This window comes from Vibrio gallicus (assembly GCF_024346875.1).
GTDB classification, from domain to species: domain Bacteria; phylum Pseudomonadota; class Gammaproteobacteria; order Enterobacterales; family Vibrionaceae; genus Vibrio; species Vibrio gallicus.
In genome coordinates this window covers 1,781,504-1,798,933 of sequence record NZ_AP024871.1, presented here as the reverse complement: position 1 = coordinate 1,798,933, position 17,430 = coordinate 1,781,504, and the positions used below count along the sequence as shown (strand labels likewise).

At 43.4% G+C, this 17,430-nt stretch carries 19 protein-coding genes; 9 read left to right on the top strand and 10 right to left on the bottom strand.

The window, feature by feature from the left end; all coding sequences use genetic code 11:
* Nucleotides 1-32: 32 nt before the first annotated feature.
* On the top strand, nucleotides 33-752 hold the full coding sequence (locus OCU28_RS08340) for a class I SAM-dependent methyltransferase (RefSeq protein WP_261815749.1): 720 nt from the start codon (nucleotides 33-35) through the stop codon (nucleotides 750-752).
* A gap of 8 nt (nucleotides 753-760) precedes the next feature.
* On the opposite strand, the gene rnhA is transcribed toward OCU28_RS08340, so the two are convergent.
* Nucleotides 761-1,225 (bottom strand): ribonuclease HI, encoded by a 465-nt coding sequence (gene rnhA / locus OCU28_RS08335; RefSeq protein WP_261815748.1) that lies wholly within the window; start codon nucleotides 1,223-1,225, stop codon nucleotides 761-763.
* A 52-nt stretch (nucleotides 1,226-1,277) separates the two neighbouring features.
* On the opposite strand from rnhA, the gene dnaQ reads away from it, so the two are divergent.
* Nucleotides 1,278-1,997 carry a DNA polymerase III subunit epsilon gene (gene dnaQ / locus OCU28_RS08330; protein WP_261815747.1) on the top strand — a complete coding sequence of 240 codons (720 nt, stop codon included), beginning with the start codon at nucleotides 1,278-1,280 and terminating at the stop codon, nucleotides 1,995-1,997.
* Nucleotides 1,998-2,073: 76 nt separating this feature from the next.
* Here the strand turns inward: dnaQ and fadE are convergent, their stop codons facing one another.
* On the bottom strand, nucleotides 2,074-4,521 hold the full coding sequence (fadE, locus tag OCU28_RS08325; RefSeq protein ID WP_261815746.1) for an acyl-CoA dehydrogenase FadE: 2,448 nt from the start codon (nucleotides 4,519-4,521) through the stop codon (nucleotides 2,074-2,076).
* 302 nt (nucleotides 4,522-4,823) lie between these two features.
* Between fadE and lpcA the strand changes: the two genes are divergently transcribed.
* Nucleotides 4,824-5,402 (top strand): D-sedoheptulose 7-phosphate isomerase, encoded by a 579-nt coding sequence (gene lpcA, locus OCU28_RS08320; protein ID WP_261815745.1) that lies wholly within the window; start codon nucleotides 4,824-4,826, stop codon nucleotides 5,400-5,402.
* Between the two features lie 23 nt (nucleotides 5,403-5,425).
* Nucleotides 5,426-6,271, top strand: coding sequence for a class II glutamine amidotransferase (locus tag OCU28_RS08315; protein WP_261815744.1), 846 nt, complete (start codon nucleotides 5,426-5,428; stop codon nucleotides 6,269-6,271).
* A 5-nt stretch (nucleotides 6,272-6,276) separates the two neighbouring features.
* Here OCU28_RS08315 and OCU28_RS08310 read toward each other — a convergent pair whose 3' ends face one another.
* The 3 genes from OCU28_RS08310 to purM form a co-directional block, all read right to left on the bottom strand.
* A complete protein-coding gene (locus OCU28_RS08310) occupies nucleotides 6,277-7,371 on the bottom strand; it encodes a S1 family peptidase (RefSeq protein ID WP_261815743.1) in 1,095 nt (364 codons plus the stop codon).
* Between the two features lie 206 nt (nucleotides 7,372-7,577).
* Entirely contained in the window at nucleotides 7,578-8,162 is a 585-nt protein-coding gene (gene purN / locus OCU28_RS08305) for a phosphoribosylglycinamide formyltransferase (RefSeq protein ID WP_261815742.1), read from the bottom strand.
* Nucleotides 8,163-8,164: 2 nt separating this feature from the next.
* Complete coding sequence (gene purM / locus OCU28_RS08300) at nucleotides 8,165-9,205, bottom strand: phosphoribosylformylglycinamidine cyclo-ligase (protein WP_261815741.1); 1,041 nt, start codon at nucleotides 9,203-9,205, stop codon at nucleotides 8,165-8,167.
* Nucleotides 9,206-9,389: 184 nt separating this feature from the next.
* Between purM and upp the strand changes: the two genes are divergently transcribed.
* Both upp and OCU28_RS08290 read left to right on the top strand, forming a co-directional pair.
* A complete protein-coding gene (upp, locus tag OCU28_RS08295) occupies nucleotides 9,390-10,016 on the top strand; it encodes a uracil phosphoribosyltransferase (protein ID WP_261815740.1) in 627 nt (208 codons plus the stop codon).
* A gap of 86 nt (nucleotides 10,017-10,102) precedes the next feature.
* Nucleotides 10,103-11,314 (top strand): DUF2066 domain-containing protein, encoded by a 1,212-nt coding sequence (locus OCU28_RS08290; protein WP_261815739.1) that lies wholly within the window; start codon nucleotides 10,103-10,105, stop codon nucleotides 11,312-11,314.
* A 90-nt stretch (nucleotides 11,315-11,404) separates the two neighbouring features.
* Here the strand turns inward: OCU28_RS08290 and OCU28_RS08285 are convergent, their stop codons facing one another.
* Genes OCU28_RS08285 through bepA form a run of 3 tightly spaced genes read right to left on the bottom strand, consistent with a single transcriptional unit; the run spans nucleotide 11,405 to nucleotide 13,680 of the window.
* A complete protein-coding gene (locus tag OCU28_RS08285; protein WP_261815738.1) occupies nucleotides 11,405-11,833 on the bottom strand; it encodes a DUF2069 domain-containing protein in 429 nt (142 codons plus the stop codon).
* Nucleotides 11,833-12,183: an arsenate reductase (glutaredoxin) gene (arsC, locus tag OCU28_RS08280; RefSeq protein WP_261815737.1), complete on the bottom strand. Its 351-nt coding sequence runs from the start codon at nucleotides 12,181-12,183 to the stop codon at nucleotides 11,833-11,835. The genes OCU28_RS08285 and arsC overlap by 1 nt, the downstream gene beginning before the upstream one ends.
* A gap of 18 nt (nucleotides 12,184-12,201) precedes the next feature.
* Nucleotides 12,202-13,680 carry a beta-barrel assembly-enhancing protease gene (gene bepA, locus OCU28_RS08275; protein ID WP_390623768.1) on the bottom strand — a complete coding sequence of 493 codons (1,479 nt, stop codon included), beginning with the start codon at nucleotides 13,678-13,680 and terminating at the stop codon, nucleotides 12,202-12,204.
* Between the two features lie 216 nt (nucleotides 13,681-13,896).
* Here bepA and OCU28_RS08270 point away from each other — a divergent pair, with 216 nt between their 5' ends.
* Both OCU28_RS08270 and OCU28_RS08265 read left to right on the top strand, forming a co-directional pair.
* Nucleotides 13,897-14,118: a sulfurtransferase TusA family protein gene (locus OCU28_RS08270; RefSeq protein WP_261815736.1), complete on the top strand. Its 222-nt coding sequence runs from the start codon at nucleotides 13,897-13,899 to the stop codon at nucleotides 14,116-14,118.
* A 6-nt stretch (nucleotides 14,119-14,124) separates the two neighbouring features.
* Nucleotides 14,125-15,201 carry an AI-2E family transporter gene (locus OCU28_RS08265; RefSeq protein WP_261815735.1) on the top strand — a complete coding sequence of 359 codons (1,077 nt, stop codon included), beginning with the start codon at nucleotides 14,125-14,127 and terminating at the stop codon, nucleotides 15,199-15,201.
* A 49-nt stretch (nucleotides 15,202-15,250) separates the two neighbouring features.
* Here OCU28_RS08265 and bcp read toward each other — a convergent pair whose 3' ends face one another.
* Both bcp and OCU28_RS08255 read right to left on the bottom strand, forming a co-directional pair.
* Nucleotides 15,251-15,718 carry a thioredoxin-dependent thiol peroxidase gene (gene bcp, locus OCU28_RS08260; RefSeq protein WP_261815734.1) on the bottom strand — a complete coding sequence of 156 codons (468 nt, stop codon included), beginning with the start codon at nucleotides 15,716-15,718 and terminating at the stop codon, nucleotides 15,251-15,253.
* A 9-nt stretch (nucleotides 15,719-15,727) separates the two neighbouring features.
* Nucleotides 15,728-16,267, bottom strand: a complete 540-nt coding sequence (locus OCU28_RS08255) for a glycine cleavage system protein R (protein ID WP_261815733.1) — start codon at nucleotides 16,265-16,267, stop codon at nucleotides 15,728-15,730.
* A gap of 256 nt (nucleotides 16,268-16,523) precedes the next feature.
* On the opposite strand from OCU28_RS08255, the gene dapA reads away from it, so the two are divergent.
* Nucleotides 16,524-17,402: a 4-hydroxy-tetrahydrodipicolinate synthase gene (gene dapA / locus OCU28_RS08250; protein ID WP_261815732.1), complete on the top strand. Its 879-nt coding sequence runs from the start codon at nucleotides 16,524-16,526 to the stop codon at nucleotides 17,400-17,402.
* Nucleotides 17,403-17,430 lie beyond the last annotated feature (28 nt).

Genomic DNA, 17,430 nt, shown 5'->3' with positions numbered 1-17,430 from the left:
TCCCTTATTATTGAGCTTTGGATGGCCTCTGAATGCGACCTGCTCGAATATCCCGAAAATTAAAGCAACCTCACTCATGGAGTGACCTACCAAAGCATGATTGGGTGTTTGATACGATTCAAACGCGCCTTGATGAATGGTCTCCCAAGCTATTTGGCTACCATATGCTAAAGCTGGGCGGATTGAGCTGTGAGCTTACCAGTTGCGACAGTAACATTCAGCATCAAATTAACCTTGATATCACTAACCCAGCACACAATGTGATTGCGGATGCCTTTGATTTACCTTTTCTAGAGAAAAGTATCGATGTGGTGGTAATGGCTCATCAGCTTGATTATTGTCTAGACCCTCATCGATTACTGCGCGAAGTCGACCGAGTAATGATAGACGATGGATACCTTATTATTACTGGGTTTAATCCTGTTAGTTTAACAGGAATAAACAGTTTAATGCCTTGGCGCAAGGATGATCTACCGTGGAATGGGCGTATGTTTACCCCATACCGGGTTAAAGATTGGCTTAGTTTACTTAATTATCAAGTCGTTCATCTTGATAGCTATGCGATGATTCCAGCCAAGAAGCAGCGAGCCATTTGGACGTGGATGGAAAACCTATGCGGTGGTTGGAGCGCGCCGTTTTGTAGCCTCTATTTTATGGTGGCACGTAAACGTACATACCCGTTAAAACCGATTAAGCCACACTGGAAACTCAAGCGTCGTTTATCTCCAGTGAGTGTTAATTACCGAACATAGGCTATTAACTATTTGGCTTGATAACCGGTATCTTCTTCTGTTGGAGCCTCGGCTGCCGCGCGAGCAATATCGTCACAGATTTCGTTTTCGCGGTGACCTGCATGGCCTTTTACCCATCGCCAATCAACACTGTGGCGCTGGGTTTCTTTATCTAGTGCCTTCCATAAGTCTGCATTCTTCACCGGCTTTTTGTCCGCTGTTTTCCAGTCACGTTTCTTCCAGTTGTGGATCCACTGGGTGATGCCTTGGCGGACATACTGGCTATCGGTGGTGAGAGTTATCGCACAAGGTTCGGTTAGGAGTCTTAGGGCTTCAACTGCTGCCATCATCTCCATACGGTTGTTGGTGGTGAGTGTAAAACCTTTAGATATTTGCTTTTCATGGGCTTTATAACGCATGACAATACCATAGCCACCGGGGCCTGGATTACCTAAGCAAGAACCATCAGTGAAAATTTCAACTTGTTTGAGCATGATTTGGTATATTAGTAGCTAGCCGATGCCTTAGTCTGACACAGTTTTAATTATGAATACTAGCAACAATTTACATCGTATCGTGGTACTCGATACAGAAACCACCGGTATGAACCGCGAAGGTGGCCCAACTTATCTTGGTCATAGAATCATTGAGATAGGGGCGGTAGAGATCATCGACCGTAAACTCACTGGCCGTCATTTTCATGTGTACATCAAGCCAGATAGAGAGAGTCAACCAGAAGCGATTGGTGTACACGGTATTACCGATGAGTTTTTGTTAGACAAGCCCGAATATAAAGAGGTGCATCAAGAGTTTCTGGAGTTTATCTCTGGCGCTGAGCTGGTGGCACACAATGCGCCGTTTGATGTCGGCTTTATGGACAATGAGTTTAATATGCTGGATCCCAGCATAGGTAAAACCAAGGACCATTGTAAAATTACCGATACCTTGGCAATGGCAAAGCGTATGCCAAATATGCCGGGCCGTAAAAACTTAGACTCTCTAGCAAAGCATTACACCATTGATATTTCAGCGCGTGTGTTGCACGGCGCCTTGCTCGATGCCGAGATCCTCGCCGATGTTTATTTGGCGATGACGGGGGGACAAACCGCACTAGAGTTTGCGAGTAGTTCAAGTGACTCTGGTCAATCACAAGGTTTTGCTCGAGTGGTCGCTGGACGTAAGCTTAAGGTATTGCGAGCGAGCGATGAAGAGCTAGAAGCCCATGCCGAGCGACTCAAATTGGTGGGTGGGGATCGTAGCTGGTAACCCTATTGAGCTGTGCAGTAACTATAAAAATGCCTCCAAATTGTGGAGGCATTTATGTTATTACTCGGTTTTAATTTTAGGTTTGCTGCTGTGCTAGTGACGATTTAACGGAGCCCGCTTTTAAAGCGTCTGCGGCGAAATCATCCACATTGATTGAACGCATCCTATGCTCTTCAGCTTCTATCAGTACTTCTGCTTCTTCTTGAGTGATGATATCTGCTTTAAGGCCATCTTTGGCAACTAAATCTAAGCGAGTGAAGGCTCTTCTAGTTTGTAATTGCTTACATACCTTTTCAAAAATAGGTTCTGCTTGCAAGATTACGGTTAAGGCTAGTTCAAGTTGACCTTGTACGTTGTATTTCGAAGGCTCAAGATATTGATTGCAGCCTAAGCGAGCACGACTTGGACTTGGAGTTTGTAGTATTTTAGCCAGTGTGCTGTCGAGTTTGTCACTCGGTGCTTTACGTACTCTTCCTATTGGCATTAACAGTAACTTCAATACCGCGCCAATACCTTTAACGGGGAAGTTACTTAGGAAATCATGCATTGCCGATTCAATCTGATAGAGACTGTTTTGTGCACACCAATCTACTAGCGGCAGGTCTTCTTGTGGCTGCCCATCTTGTTCAAATCGCTGTAGAACCGCCGAGCACAGATAGAGCTGACCGAGCATATCAGCCAGTCGCGCTGAGAGCCGTTCTTTGCGCTTTAGAGAGCCACCTAACATCAGCATGGAGATATCAGATAATAGAGCGAGGTTCGCACTATAGCGGTTGAGTTTTTGATAGTAATGCTTGGTTGCACCTTTGACCGCTGTGTGTGAACCATAACCATCAGTGAGAGAGAAGGTTAAGCTACGAACAAAATTACTCATTGCAAAACCAATATGCCCAAGTAGTGCTTTATCAAAGTTTGCTAGGGCTTGGCTATCACTGGAGTGGGCGGCTTCCATTTCTTTAAGGACATAAGGGTGGCAACGAATGGCACCTTGGCCGTAAATCATCAGCGAGCGAGTTAGGATGTTAGCTCCTTCAACGGTAATGGATACCGGCGCGCCTTGATAGCCACGGGCAAGGAAGTTGGAAGGACCGAGCATGACCCCTTTGCCTCCAGCAACGTCCATTGCATCGATAGAGGCGCGTTGACTAAGATGGGTGCAGTGATACTTCACGATAGCTGAAATAACCGATGGTTTAGCACCCTGGTCGATTGCACTCATGGTTAATAGGTTGGCGGCTTCCAGTAAATATGCAGTGCCTGCTATGCGCGCTAATGGCTCTTCTACACCCTCCATTCGACCTATCGGTTGTTTAAATTGACGACGGATACGAGCGTAAGCACCAACTGCTAATGCATTGGTTTTTACGCCGCCAGTATTTGCCGATGGAAGTGTGATTGCTCGCCCTACAGATAGGCATTCAACCAACATTTTCCAACCTTGTCCTGCCATTTTGGGGCCACCGATAATGAAATCGAGAGGTACGAATAGTTCCTGGGCTTGAGTTGGGCCATTTTGAAATGGAATATTAACCGGGAAGTGGCGACGACCAATTTTGACTCCTTCAAGATTGGTGGGAATTAGAGCGCAGGTAATCCCTAGGTCTTGTTTATCACCAAGTAGCCCATCGGGATCTCGTAACTTAAAGGCGAGCCCAAGTACTGTCGCTATTGGCGCTAGGGTAATGTACCGCTTATTCCAAGTGAGCTTCATACCCAATACATTTTTACCCTTCCAAGTACCGTGGCATACCACACCAAAGTCGGGGATTGCGCCGGCATCTGATCCTGCTTCTGGGCTGGTTAAGGCAAAACATGGGATCTCTTTACCTTGTGCAAGGCGCGGCAGGTAATAGTCTCTCTGTTGCTCAGTACCATACATTTGTAGTAACTCACCAGGCCCTAGAGAATTCGGCACTCCAACGGTAGAGGCCACGACGATAGAGGAGCCAGCGAGTCGTTGCAGAACTAATGCCTGTGCGTACGCAGAAAACTCTAAGCCACCATATTTTTTCTTAATGATCATGGCAAAGAATTTGTGTTGTTTGAGGAACTGCCATACTTCAGGAGGAAGATCGGCTATTTCATGGGTTATTTCGAAGTCATTGACCATGGCACACAGCTCATTTACTGGGCCATTTAAGAACGCCTTTTCTTCTGTTGTTAGCTTGGATTTTTTTATGTCTTTTAGAAAAGCCCAATCGGGTTTGCCTTGAAATAATTCAGCCTCAAACCAGGTTGTACCAGCATCCAATGCCTCTTTTTCAGTTTGGGACATGGCGGGTAGCATCTTTCTAAACCCATTTAATATCGGTCGAGTTAGGTTCTGCTGTCTCCATGTATCTAGCATTAACAGTGTCCCAAGTGCAACAAATGCTAGCCAAGCCACCCACGATATACCAATGGCGACACTTGATATCATTAATGCACCAAGGTTGAAAAATAGACTCGATAACAGCGGAGTTCGTCGATATAAACAAACACAGGTTGTGCCCATAAGGGCAAGTAAGGCGATAAGCAGTTCCATGATTTGGGGCTCTCCATAAATTAGAACCAATACCTATAATATAGGTCAGAGGTCATACCAGATCAAAATACTAGCTTGTTTGTTAATATAATGTGATTTTAAATGCAATGAAATGTGATCTGTGTAGGGCGGATTTTTTTATGCTATCGATTAAAAAAAAGGCATTGTCGAGCGAGATTTAACCGCGCAGGTATTAGTCACGGTGAGAGATACATTAATAGAGGCAGATAGCTCGACACTGATTAAGGTTTCTTGCTACATTCGAGGTAATATAATTTAAAGACCCACAGGGAGTAAATGTCATGTATTTGGATCTAATTAAGAGTGAGCTAAATGAAGCAGCTCAAGTGCTTGAAGCCTTTATTAATGATGAAAATAACATCAAGCAAATTGAGGCTGCAGCTAAGCTCATCGCTGACTCCTTCAAACAAGGTGGTAAGGTTTTATCATGCGGCAACGGCGGCTCTCACTGTGATGCGATGCATTTTGCTGAAGAGTTAACTGGTCGTTATCGTGAAAACCGTCCTGGTTATCCGGGAATTGCTATCTCTGATCCTAGCCACCTTTCTTGCGTGAGTAATGATTTCGGCTATGACTTTGTGTTTTCACGCTACCTCGAAGCCGTTGGTCAACAAGGCGATGTGCTGTTTGGGCTGTCAACGTCTGGTAATTCAGGCAACGTTTTAAAAGCTATTGAAACAGCCAAAGAGAAGGGCATTAAAAGTATTGCGCTAACTGGTAAAGATGGCGGTAAGATGGCGGGTGCTGCGGATATTGAAATTCGAGTACCACACTTTGGATATGCAGATCGTATCCAAGAAATCCATATTAAAATCATTCATATTATTATCCAGCTAGTTGAAAAAGAGATGGAGCTATAAGGTTCTAAACGAGGAAATGAATTATGTGTGAACTGCTTGGCATGAGCGCCAATGTGCCAACAGATATCTGCTTTAGCTTTACTGGCTTAATGCAGCGTGGAGGCAACACCGGCCCACATAGAGATGGTTGGGGTATTACTTTCTACGAAGGGAAGGGGTTTCGTACATTCAAGGACCCTAACCCAAGCTGTGAGTCTAAAATAGCTGAGTTGGTTCAGAACTATCCAATTAAAAGCCGTGCGGTCATTAGTCATATTCGACAAGCAAATCGTGGTGCAGTAAATCTAGAAAATACCCATCCTTTTACTCGAGAATTGTGGGGACGCTATTGGACTTTTGCACATAACGGACAGCTTAGTGGCTATCAAGATTTGCCTGAACTACGCCATCGCTCAGTCGGTGAAACTGACAGTGAGAAAGCATTTTGTTGGCTATTAGATAACCTAGAAAATCGTTATCCAGAACTGCCTCAAGATATGGTTGAGGTGTTTAATTACATTGCTACGCTTTGCGATGAGCTCAGAGATATCGGTGTATTTAATATGCTGCTATCTGACGGAGAGTATGTGTTTGCATACTGCACCAATCATCTATATTACATTACTCGCCGCGCCCCGTTTGGCGAAGCGAGTTTAATAGATGAGGATGTTACGATTAACTTCCAAGAAGAAACCACGCCTAATGATGTAGTTTCTATCATTGCAACCCAGCCTTTAACTGAGGATGAGGTGTGGTACAGGCTTAAGCCGGGAGAGTTCACCTTGTTCCAATTTGGTGAGGTTATTTCTGGTAACTCCAATAGCCTTGCGCATGTTGCGTTTGCTGAAGCAAAACCTCGCAGCCAAGCGCCGACTCAAGCCCTAGATTAATAAAATTATGCGGCTCTTCTGCGAGCCGCTACCATTGCCAACATTAACAACCACAGCCCACCAACAGAACCACCACTAGTCGAGTTTGATTTTTGTGTAGCCTTAGGTTGCACTTTATTTTCAGAGCTATCCGTTTCTAGTTGTAGATCTTGGTGATAGATGCTGTGGTCAACAACTTCAACGATACCACTGAGGCGATTGGATTCTTTAATGCGCAGGTGTGTGGTTGTATCGGAGTCAATCTGACCATTTAGCACATCTGTAATCCAATAATCGAAACTCGATACCTTGGTGTATACCGACGTTGCTTTCTGTGATGGTGTACCGCACACAGTAGTACCAAAGCTAGTAATACCAATTAGGGTCTTTTTACTATCATGTAGCCAATAGAGTGGACCACCAGAATCACCGTTACAAGGCGCATTTCGGAGTTGGGTTTGAGGATTGTAAATGCCTCCAAAACAGAGCTGAGAGTTTGTGATAAGGTTTCCAATGTCACGATGGCACTGTGATTCACCTTGTAGTAACAGTTCAGTTTGTTGAAGGGTATGTGTGTTTTTGTTGCCTGTAGATGTCTTACCATGCCCAACGGCAATGTAGCGTGACGTAGCGTCATTACGGTACTGCTCATCGATAGCCCAATCTATAACAGAACCAATCTGTCGAGGTGCTTCTAGTTTCAGTATCGCAATATCATTGGGATAAGAATCATCGGGACTATTGATAAAGTCATTGCGATAAAATATATCGGAAACGCGTCGGCTCTGTACACCATCAAATTGTGGGTTACTTAATGCTTCATTCTGAGGCTTAAATACCACTGAGGTGTAGAGTTGATCCAATCTATCATTATAAATACAGTGCGCAGCGGTGAGTACATACTGAGGTGCAATAAGTACCCCACCACAGTACGGATAATGTGGATTCTCTTTGATATAGCCATCTGGGTTGTAGTACAGGCTCACAAATGAAGAATAGTCATCTATCTTAGCATCACTACCATTTACAATATAAGCCTTGTTATGCTGCTCACTGGCCAAGGCCACGTGACTGCCTAGCAATAACAACATTAATAATCCGATAACTTTTTTAACGCTCACCACAACTCTAAATACTAGCAAAACAGCATTCTATGGTGGCGGCGAATATTTATCCACATTCAACCGCTCTGTTGCAGTGAAATCTTATTGACCAATAAATAGAGTTAAGAGGACACACACCAATTTAAGCGATCAACTGGTGTGTGTCCTCAATTTAATGTATTTATTTGAGATAAAAAAAAGCAGGCTTAGAGCCTGCTTAGTAACTAGTTCTGCCATTTTATCCGACCGGATAAAATGTCTTGAATCACTCTGGGGTAGAGCTTATGTTCAGCAATCTGCACTTTAGTCATTAGTGACTCAGGTGAATCATCGCTAGTCACTTCCACCTTTATTTGCTCGATAATTGGGCCACTGTCTAGCTGTGGCGTAACGAAGTGGACACTGCTGCCATGTTCAGTATCCCCGGCATCGATAGCGCGTTGGTGGGTGTGCAGGCCTGGGTACTTGGGTAATAATGAAGGATGAATATTGATCATTTTACCTAAGTAGTGATTCACGAATCCTTCAGAAAGGATTCGCATATAGCCAGCTAAAACGATTAAATCAGGCTGATAGTTATCGATTATCTTCATAACTTGGTTGTCAAAAGATTCACGATCTATAAAGGATTTATGAGATAGAGAATGAGTAGGAATCGCCGCCTGTTGAGCTCGTTGCAAACCATAAGCATCAGTACGGTTACTAATAACTGCGCTGACATGGCCATCAATCTCGCCCTTCGTACAGGCATCAATGATGGCCTGTAGATTACTTCCATTCCCTGAAATTAGGACGACGATACTTTTCATTGCTATTTGATCTCTACTTGCTCTTCGTCAGCGGTTGCATTAGCAATCTGACCAATTACCCAAGCGTTTTCACCTTCAGCTTTTAATAATTCTACCGCAGCATCAGCTTGGTCTTGTGGAAGCGCTACAATTAAACCAACACCACAGTTAAAGGTGCGGTACATCTCACGTGTATCCACGTTACCATTCTCTTGTAACCAGTTGAAAACGGTAGGCCACTGCCAGCTATTGCCATCAATAACTGCTTTAGTTCCTTCAGGAAGTACGCGAGGAATGTTTTCCCAGAAGCCACCACCTGTAATGTGAGAAATCGCATGAATGTCGTGCTTCTCAATCATCTTAAGTGCAGATTTAATGTAGATTTTAGTTGGTTCTAAAAGGTGCTCACCAAGAGTCTTACCTTCTAGTGGTTGCTCTAGGTCAGCCTTTGATACTTCAAGAATTTTGCGAACTAAAGAGTATCCATTTGAGTGAGGGCCGCTTGAACCAACTGCGATAAGTGCATCACCAGCCGCTACTTTTGTGCCATCGATGATATCTTCTTTTTCGACAACACCAACGCAGAAGCCAGCAACATCGTAGTCGTCGCCTTCATACATACCAGGCATTTCTGCGGTTTCACCACCGATTAGAGCACAACCACTTTGTACACAACCCTCAGCGATACCTGCAACTACGTCTGCGGCGGTCTCAATGTCTAGTTTTCCTGTAGCATAGTAGTCTAAGAAGAATAGAGGCTCTGCACCTTGAACTATAAGGTCGTTTACACACATAGCAACAAGGTCAACACCGATGGTATCGTGTTTTTTCATGTCTAAAGCAAGGCGTAGTTTAGTACCTACACCATCTGTGCCTGAAACCAATACGGGGTGTTTATATTTGGTTGGCAGTTCACATAATGCACCAAAACCACCAATGCCCCCCATGACCTCTGGACGACGGGTGCGCTTTACAGCACCTTTAATTTTGTCAACCAGTGCGTTGCCAGCGTCGATATCTACACCAGCGTCTTTGTAGCTAAGAGAAGTCTTGTTACTACTCACGGGAAAGTCCTCGGTCAAATTATTAGGTAAGAAAAATCGGCGCTATTCTAACAAGGGACAAAGTGCAATAGCAAACGTTTGCGCTGTTATTTTTAATAAATACTAACTTATGGTTAAACTCGCATCCTATAGCGGGTTAGGTATATAATTCACAGGTTTATAGTTACTATTTCTGGAGAAAGAGATGAAAGTCATTGAGGTAAAACACCCACTTGTCAAACATAAATTAGGTTTGATGCGTGAAGGAGACATCAGTACTAAGCGTTTCCGTGAGCTAGCAACTGAAGTTGGCAGCCTATTGACTTATGAAGCGACAGCAAACTTAGAAACTGAGCGGGTAACTATTCAAGGCTGGGACGGCGATGTTGAAGTCGACCAAATTAAAGGTAAAAAGGTTACCGTTGTGCCAATTCTACGTGCTGGATTAGGTATGATGGATGGCGTTCTTGAACATATGCCAAGTGCTAAAATTAGTGTTGTTGGTATTTATCGTGATGAAGAAACGCTAGAGCCGGTTCCTTATTTTAATAAGTTGGCGTCTCATCTTGATGAGCGTATAGCCTTAGTCGTTGACCCTATGCTTGCTACTGGTGGGTCGATGATTGCTACTATTGATCTTCTTAAAGAAAGCGGTTCTAAAAATATTAAAGCGTTAGTGTTGGTCGCAGCTCCTGAAGGTATCGAGGCTCTAGAGAAAGCTCACCCTGATATTGAGCTATATACCGCAGCTATCGATCAGTGCTTAAATGACAAAGGTTATATCGTTCCTGGTCTTGGTGATGCAGGCGATAAAATCTTCGGCACTAAATAAGTCGATATAATAAGGAGGATTGATTCGTCATCTTCCTTTATTTCGTTACTTGTCCTTCATGTTTACTTCATAATATTGAGTTGTTTATGCGAATTTGTGCGTTATTGGTGATGGTATTAGCCTCTTTTTCAAGCTTTGCGGCCACTAAAGTTAACTTGTTTGATGTGGAATCTGTAGTCTATGAGCAACAAGCTAATGCAAAACAAAGTGGCGAGGAGTTAGCTCGTCGTAGTGGTATGCGAGAGGTGATAGTGAGAGCGACTGGAGACAGTGCATCGCTAGATAATCCGGTTGTGAAAAAGGCAATTACTCAAAGCAGTCGCTTTTTATCAACCATCTCACCCTCTTCGAAAAATGGGCAACCTACGCTGTTAATGTCTTTTAACCCTCGCCAGATTCAAGCATTATTGCAACAGGCCAATTTGCCTTACTGGCCACCAGAGCGAGCTAAGGTACTGGTGTGGATTGTAGAAGATAATGGCTATGACCGCACTATTAGTTGGGAGCAATCCGGACGCACATCTGTTGCGAATTTAAACTATGTAGCGCATCAAAAAGGCCTACCAGTGGTTGTTCCGGTTGGAGATATTGATGATGTCACTAGTATCAAAGCAACCGAATTATGGGGTGGTTTCGGAGAGCAAATATCAAAGGCGAGTCGTCGCTATCATACAGACTCTGTAGTTGTGGTTAGAATCGAACGTAATGGCAGTAAACAGAAATTACGTTGGACGCTATATGACGACAAGGCACAATATATTGCAGATCCATCGCTGGCTAAGGTGACAGGGCAATTTAGTGGCACTAGTAAGCAGGTTACAGAGGCTCTAGTTGCGGAACTTGGTCGTTATTATGCTAATAAGAGCACAGCGAAGAGTGGTGGCAAGATTGCTTCTTCAATAGTGGTTAACTTTGATGGCATTGAGACAGCTAAGGACTTCTTCACTGTAGAAAAAATGCTACAAGGTTTAGCTAGCGTAGCTTCTGTTGAATTGGACAAAGTTACCGGTAATAGTGTTGATTTTCGTATCAATCTCATTACCGACCAAGATGATTTTCAACGTCAGCTTTTGCGCAGCAAACAGGTAAACAAAGGGCAAGCGCCTCAACCTGTATTACCTGTTATCAAAACACCTGAGGTAACTACTAACGGGACTGTCCCAGAATCAGTACCTTCCTCAGAGTCGGCAGATGCTGCTCCAAGCCAACAATTAAGCACTGAATCCGAACCTGAATTAGGGCCGAGTTCGCAAGATACTGTTGATGAAGAACAAGAGCTTTATTTTGATTGGAATTAATTACACGTTCTAAATCAGAGGAAAATAACCCCACAATAATGTGGGGTTATTTTTTATCTATGAATATCTCAAATGTAGTCTAGCGATAAGCTACTTAGCAGAGTACTGTTCAGATTCTTCTTGGGTTAATTGTGATAGTTTTTTGAGTTTTAACCCCAATTCTTTGCCTCTTAGGCGACTAAAAATCAAGTTAGCTATAAACGTGATACTCACAATGACAAGCTCTATGATAGCTAACCATCGCTCGCCCTCATCTACATAAATAAGAGTTAAAGAGTGTAGGAAGTAGAGTAAGAGCACAAAGTTACCCCAAGCAAAGGTATAAGGCTTGGCCTTGAGTATGCCTTTAATTGGGAGCAATAACGGGACAGTCCAGACTAAGGTTAGGACCCAAGGGTTGAGTTCAATAGCTGGCGAGATAAGGCTATGCCAAGCTATAACCCACACCAGCAAAGTAAAGTGGCCTATCTGAGCAACCTTAAGCGCTAGTCGAGTAATGTTTGCCTGTGGGGAGTTCATTATAAAATCTCTAACACCTGCTCTGGTGGACGACCATGGCGAGCTTTACCCTTATTTATTACTATCGGCCTTTCGATCAGTTTACGGTGTTCTAGCATAGCGCTAAATAGTTGATCATCATTGATATTTTCCGCGCCGAGTCCAAGCTCACGATATTCAGCCTCTTTAGTACGCATCATATCTCGAACGTCTGTAAGGCCAAGTTGGATATATATTTGCTTTAAGTTATCTAGAGACAGCTCAGCTTGTTGATAAAGTACGACTTCAGGTTCTATTCCTTGAGCTTCTAATAGAGCAAGGGTTTGACGACTCTTAGAGCAGCGAGGGTTATGAAAGATAGTAACTGACATAAAAATTCCTTTGATTGTTTAGTCTTGTAGGGACATGAATTGATCACGTTGTTGTAATAGTTGATCGATACGGGCGTCAAATCTGGCTTGTTGTAAGCTTCCCAGATCTGATAATTGAGCGGCTTGAGTAAAGCTTTGAATAGCTCGATTCCAATTGGCATTAAGCGCGTATAGCTCACCACGGGCAGCAACCTCATTTGCTGAATCACCTAGGTTTGCGTGAGCTTTGCTTAGAAGGTGCCATCCATTGGTGTCTTGCGGGTTGTCGTGAGCAAAGCGTTGTAGGATTCTGACAGCTGTTTGATTTTGGTTGTCTTCTATCAAAACATTGGCAAGGTTGATAGTCAGAACCTTATTTTTGGGCTTAGTTTCGAGTGCTTTTTCAAGCATAGCCTGTGCTTTTTTACCTTGCTTACGCGCGATATAAAAATCAGATAAAGCGTCAAGAACAAAGTTGTTATTTGGGTACGTTTTGTCTAACTGAAGCAGTAGGGGCTCGGCTTTATCGAGTTGCTGGTTATCCAAATAAACCAGTGCTTTTCCGTAGGAATAAGCAGGCTTGATACTAGGGGCTGCTCGTTTTTCTTGACGAGCGAACCAATCTAAAGCGCCATCGCTATCAATGCCAACATAGCGAGCTATGATTCTGGATTTTGCGAAATGAAAGTTGAGTGAGGGCTTAACTGGCGTTACTGGGTATTTATCAGCTCGGGCACGGGTATCGGTGATTCGGTCTTCAGGCAACGGGTGAGTTAGTAACATTGGCGGCGGTTTGCTCGCATAGCGATATTGGTCAGCAAGCCTACCAAAGAAGTGTGGCATAGCATGGGGATCAAAACCTGCTTTGATAAGGGTGCTCATTCCGACCCTATCTGCCTCTTTTTCGTTGCTTCGCGTATAGTTAATTGAACTTTGAATAGCACCAGCTTGTGTCGCTGTTATCGCTGCAATTCCTGCCTCTGGCGCCGCAATCGCTAATAGAATAGAGCCGGCTAATGCTGCGATAGTCAGTGGCGTTTTACGTGCCTGATCTTCCATGCGCCTTGCAAGGTGTCTTTGGGTTACGTGCGCAATTTCGTGCGCAACAACAGATGCTAGCTCACCCTCAGAGTTTGCGTGTAGAAATAAGCCAGTATGTAGGGCAACGTGACCGCCAAAAAATGCAAATGCATTGATGTTTCTGTCACGGATCAGGAAAAAAGTAAATGGTGTTTTCACATCACTTGCGTTGGCGACTAAACGATTACCCAAGCCTGAAACGTATTCTGAAAGTACGGGATCGCTGACTATAGGCTGACTCGCTCTGAGTAGGCGCATATAGGCATCACCGTAATTATTCTCTTGATCTATGGATAATGTCGCACCCGCAGTGGTGCCTATATCAGGTAAGTTCGCGCTATTGGCCCAACTTGAGGGAGCCATACATATTGATGAGCTGAGTAAAATAGCCAACGCGGTACGCAGTGGCTTAAGCTTGAAGGGATTCAACAAACACATCCTATTTGAACTGTAACCTATGACTAGATAGCGTATCGCATATAGGTTACGACCATTTATTAAGTAAATGGTTTCGTTAATACTCCATTAGTTTCTTCTACTTAAGCGGTTTATTATGACCACTTGAGCTTATAATAGGTTACCATTGACACCCAGCTTGGGTATACAGATTCTGTTAAAAAGAATTACAATACCTTTTTTAAGAAAGGCTCATCCATGCGCAGTAGTGTGATAGATTTAACAGAACATCGTTGTCCAATGTCATTACTATTGGCCAAGCGAGCTAGCCTTGAGCTAACAGTCGGCGAAAGCATCAAGTTTATGGTTACAGAGCTCAGCTCAATCGAAGATATGATTCGATATTTCAGCAGTAATCAATGGCATACACAGCTTGAACGTACATCTGATTGTTATCACCTTACGATTATCAAAGAGTAGTCATTCATGTTTAAAATGTTGAGTCAGTGGTATTACCGTCGTTTTTCTGACCCACATGCAGTTAGCTTGGTTGTTATTATCCTAGCTGGCTTCATTACAATTTATTTTTTTGGTAGCTTAATAGCGCCTCTGTTAGTCGCCATTGTTCTAGCGTATTTACTGGAATGGCCGGTAACTAAATTGGTTAAGTTTGGGTTACCTCGCTCTGTTGCAGTAGTGTGTGTCCTGCTTGTATTTATCAGCCTAGTTTTGATTTCAATGATAGGGATTATCCCAACAATCTGGCAACAGATTGGGAATCTTATTAATGATGTTCCCAGCATGTATGTGGAGCTGCTGGGCTATATTCACTCCATACCGGAGCGCTACCCTGAGTTCGCAACTATCACCAATGTTGAGACAATCTTTGGCGATGTTAAAAATCAGGTTATGGGGATGGGGGAAACCATAGTTAAAGGCTCATTAGCCTCACTAGTGAGTCTGGCAACAGTTGGTATCTACCTAATATTGGTACCATTGCTTATTTTCTTCTTACTTAAAGATAAAGAGCAAATGCTGAGTGCCTTAGGTGGCGTATTACCCCAGAATAGAAACTTAGCCTATAAAGTATGGGTGGAAATGAATCAGCAGATCTCTAATTATATCCGAGGTAAGGTATTGGAGATTCTGATTGTTGGATTAGCAAGCTACGTCACCTTTTATCTGCTTGATTTGCGTTACTCAGCCTTATTGGCGTTGGCGGTAGGATTGTCGGTGCTCATTCCTTATATCGGTGCAGCAGCGGTAACAATTCCGGTCGCAATTGTGGGCTTATTCCAGTGGGGACTGTCCCCGCAATTCTATTACTTGCTGGTGGCCTATGGAATTATTCAAGCACTCGACGGTAATGTGTTGGTGCCTGTCCTGTTTTCTGAAGCAGTGAACCTTCACCCTGTTGCAATTATTGTTGCTGTATTGGTGTTTGGAGGTCTGTGGGGATTCTGGGGGATTTTCTTTGCTATACCACTAGCAACCTTGGTTAAAGCCGTCATTAGTGCTTTTACATATACCAAGGAACCCGATATCGATAGCGTTGCAGAATAAACAAAAAAATAGCCGCTTTTGAAGCGGCTATTTTTTATTAATGAACGGGTTAGGCGTTGTTTAGATAATCCAAAACAACTTGATGGTGCTCTTTGGTTTTGAACTTATTGAAGACATGCTCAATCACACCATTTTCATCAATTAAGAAGCTAATGCGATGCAGTCCATCGTATACTCGTCCCATAACTTTCCTCTCTCCCCATACCCCGAATTGCTCAGCCGCAGCATGGTCTTCATCTGAGAGTAGGGTGAAGTTAAGCTGATCGCGTTCGATAAACTTACTTAAGCGCTTCACAGGGTCGATGCTAACGCCAAGTACCACAACACCTTTATCATCTAATTCAGCTTTGATATCACGTAAGCCTTGCGCTTGAACAGTACAGCCTGGTGTCATCGCTTTAGGGTAAAAATAAAAGAGAACTTTCTTACCTTTAAAGTCGGTGATTGATACGGGTTGATTATCTTGGTCCAAAAGTGTTACGTCGGGTGCGGTAGCCCCCGCTTGCAATGTCTGCATGTTGTTTCCTTATCCATTATTCAAAAAGTTGAGTGTTCCATTAACGCCAAGGCTTAAACACAATTCATTAAAGGCTTCTTGTAATTCCATTAGATTGTATTCGTCAGATAAAGAAGCGGTGAGGGTGATCTGAAATTGGTCTTCTTTATTTGGTGTCTTATTGGCGAGTAAAGTCTGAGCGCTTAAAGAATCCAGACCAATATCGCGCTGGGCAAAGAACTGGGTGATGCCTTCGGTCAATCCGACTTTATCAGCTGAAACAATATGGGCTTCCAAGGTAAAGTTTTGAATCACTTCTCGGTGCCTGGAGGTTCGTTTCATCATTGTCGCTAAATCTAGCTCTTGGCCAAGCTGTGGCAGGGTATGTTCGATACGAGCAATTTGCGCATTAGTACCTGAAACCATCATTATCAGAGTAAATTCGTTACCAAATATAGCTAAGCGGCTATCTACAATATTGCAGCCAATCTTTGATACCAGCTGAATGACTTGGTTTCCTATGCCTGCGCGGTCCGCGCCTATTGCAGTAATCACGAGATGTTGCGACATTGAATATGCATCCTTAGCAAAAAGTCGACCTTGAAGCCGGTTTCCCAGAAGGGAACTATTGTAATATTTTACACGCTTTAGTTTTGTGTTGTGACCAGAAATGTTAGAAAATTATAATTTGAAGCTAACGACTTTGTTTTGAGTCAGCCTTTATGCAAAATAACCGTAAATAATGCGATTCTTGCTCGTGTATCCCTTGTCTAATCTAAGCGCTATCAAGTACCATGCTATATCAATCAAGATTAGGGAGTGGATCATGTTTTCAGGTAGTATTGTTGCTTTAATCACACCGTTGAACCAAGACGGAGAAGTGGATTATCAAAGCCTTCAAAACTTGGTGGAGTACCATATTGAAGCAGGCACTGATGCAATTGTTGCCGTAGGTACTACGGGTGAGTCAGCAACTTTAACTGTTGAAGAACATGTAAAGGTGGTAAATAAAACCGTACAATTTGCAGCAGGTCGTATTCCTGTTATTGCCGGTACGGGAGCCAACGCGACCCATGAAGCCGTGACGTTTAGCCGTCTATTGAATGATTCTGGGATCGCTGGTTGCCTTAGTGTGACTCCTTATTACAATAAGCCGACTCAAGAGGGCTTATACCAACACTTCAAAGCGATCTCTCGCGTTAGTGCAGTACCCGTTATCCTATATAATGTTCCTGGCCGTACTGGTGTCGACCTGAAGCCAGAAACTGTTGCGCGCTTGTCTAAACTAGAAAACATTGTTGGCCTTAAAGATGCAACCGCAGATCTTTCTCGTATTGCTGAACATCGGGAACTTTGTGGAAAAGATTTCATCTTACTCTCTGGTGATGATGAAACCGGTCTTGAGTTTGTTAAACAAGGTGGTAATGGTGTGATCTCTGTGACTAATAATGTTGCAGCTAAAGATATGGCCACTATCTATAATCTAGCCAAGCAAGGTAAGTTTGACGAAGCTGAAACAATTAATCAGAGCTTAGTCGGACTTCACAAAGGTTTATTTGTAGAATCCAGCCCGATTCCAGTAAAATGGGCCGCTTATCATCTCAATTTAATTCAACAAAACCATCTGCGTTTGCCGTTAACTTCATTATCGGAGCAGAGTCAGCAGGTGGTTAAAGCTGCTCTAGAGCAAGCGAATCTCGCTTAGAGCACCGTCATACACTATCTCATGATAG

Excerpts from the sequence above, each read along its gene's own strand:
- OCU28_RS08340 (WP_261815749.1), top strand. The coding sequence starts at position 33 with ATGCGACCTGCTCGAATATCCCGAAAATTAAAGCAACCTCACTCATGG.
- rnhA (WP_261815748.1), bottom strand. The coding sequence starts at position 1,225 with ATGCTCAAACAAGTTGAAATTTTCACTGATGGTTCTTGCTTAGGTAAT.
- dnaQ (WP_261815747.1), top strand. The coding sequence starts at position 1,278 with ATGAATACTAGCAACAATTTACATCGTATCGTGGTACTCGATACAGAA.
- fadE (WP_261815746.1), bottom strand. The coding sequence starts at position 4,521 with ATGGAACTGCTTATCGCCTTACTTGCCCTTATGGGCACAACCTGTGTT.
- lpcA (WP_261815745.1), top strand. The coding sequence starts at position 4,824 with ATGTATTTGGATCTAATTAAGAGTGAGCTAAATGAAGCAGCTCAAGTG.
- OCU28_RS08315 (WP_261815744.1), top strand. The coding sequence starts at position 5,426 with ATGTGTGAACTGCTTGGCATGAGCGCCAATGTGCCAACAGATATCTGC.
- purN (WP_261815742.1), bottom strand. The coding sequence starts at position 8,162 with ATGAAAAGTATCGTCGTCCTAATTTCAGGGAATGGAAGTAATCTACAG.
- upp (WP_261815740.1), top strand. The coding sequence starts at position 9,390 with ATGAAAGTCATTGAGGTAAAACACCCACTTGTCAAACATAAATTAGGT.
- OCU28_RS08290 (WP_261815739.1), top strand. The coding sequence starts at position 10,103 with ATGCGAATTTGTGCGTTATTGGTGATGGTATTAGCCTCTTTTTCAAGC.
- OCU28_RS08285 (WP_261815738.1), bottom strand. The coding sequence starts at position 11,833 with ATGAACTCCCCACAGGCAAACATTACTCGACTAGCGCTTAAGGTTGCT.
- arsC (WP_261815737.1), bottom strand. The coding sequence starts at position 12,183 with ATGTCAGTTACTATCTTTCATAACCCTCGCTGCTCTAAGAGTCGTCAA.
- bepA (WP_390623768.1), bottom strand. The coding sequence starts at position 13,680 with ATGTGTTTGTTGAATCCCTTCAAGCTTAAGCCACTGCGTACCGCGTTG.
- OCU28_RS08270 (WP_261815736.1), top strand. The coding sequence starts at position 13,897 with ATGCGCAGTAGTGTGATAGATTTAACAGAACATCGTTGTCCAATGTCA.
- OCU28_RS08265 (WP_261815735.1), top strand. The coding sequence starts at position 14,125 with ATGTTTAAAATGTTGAGTCAGTGGTATTACCGTCGTTTTTCTGACCCA.
- bcp (WP_261815734.1), bottom strand. The coding sequence starts at position 15,718 with ATGCAGACATTGCAAGCGGGGGCTACCGCACCCGACGTAACACTTTTG.
- OCU28_RS08255 (WP_261815733.1), bottom strand. The coding sequence starts at position 16,267 with ATGTCGCAACATCTCGTGATTACTGCAATAGGCGCGGACCGCGCAGGC.
- dapA (WP_261815732.1), top strand. The coding sequence starts at position 16,524 with ATGTTTTCAGGTAGTATTGTTGCTTTAATCACACCGTTGAACCAAGAC.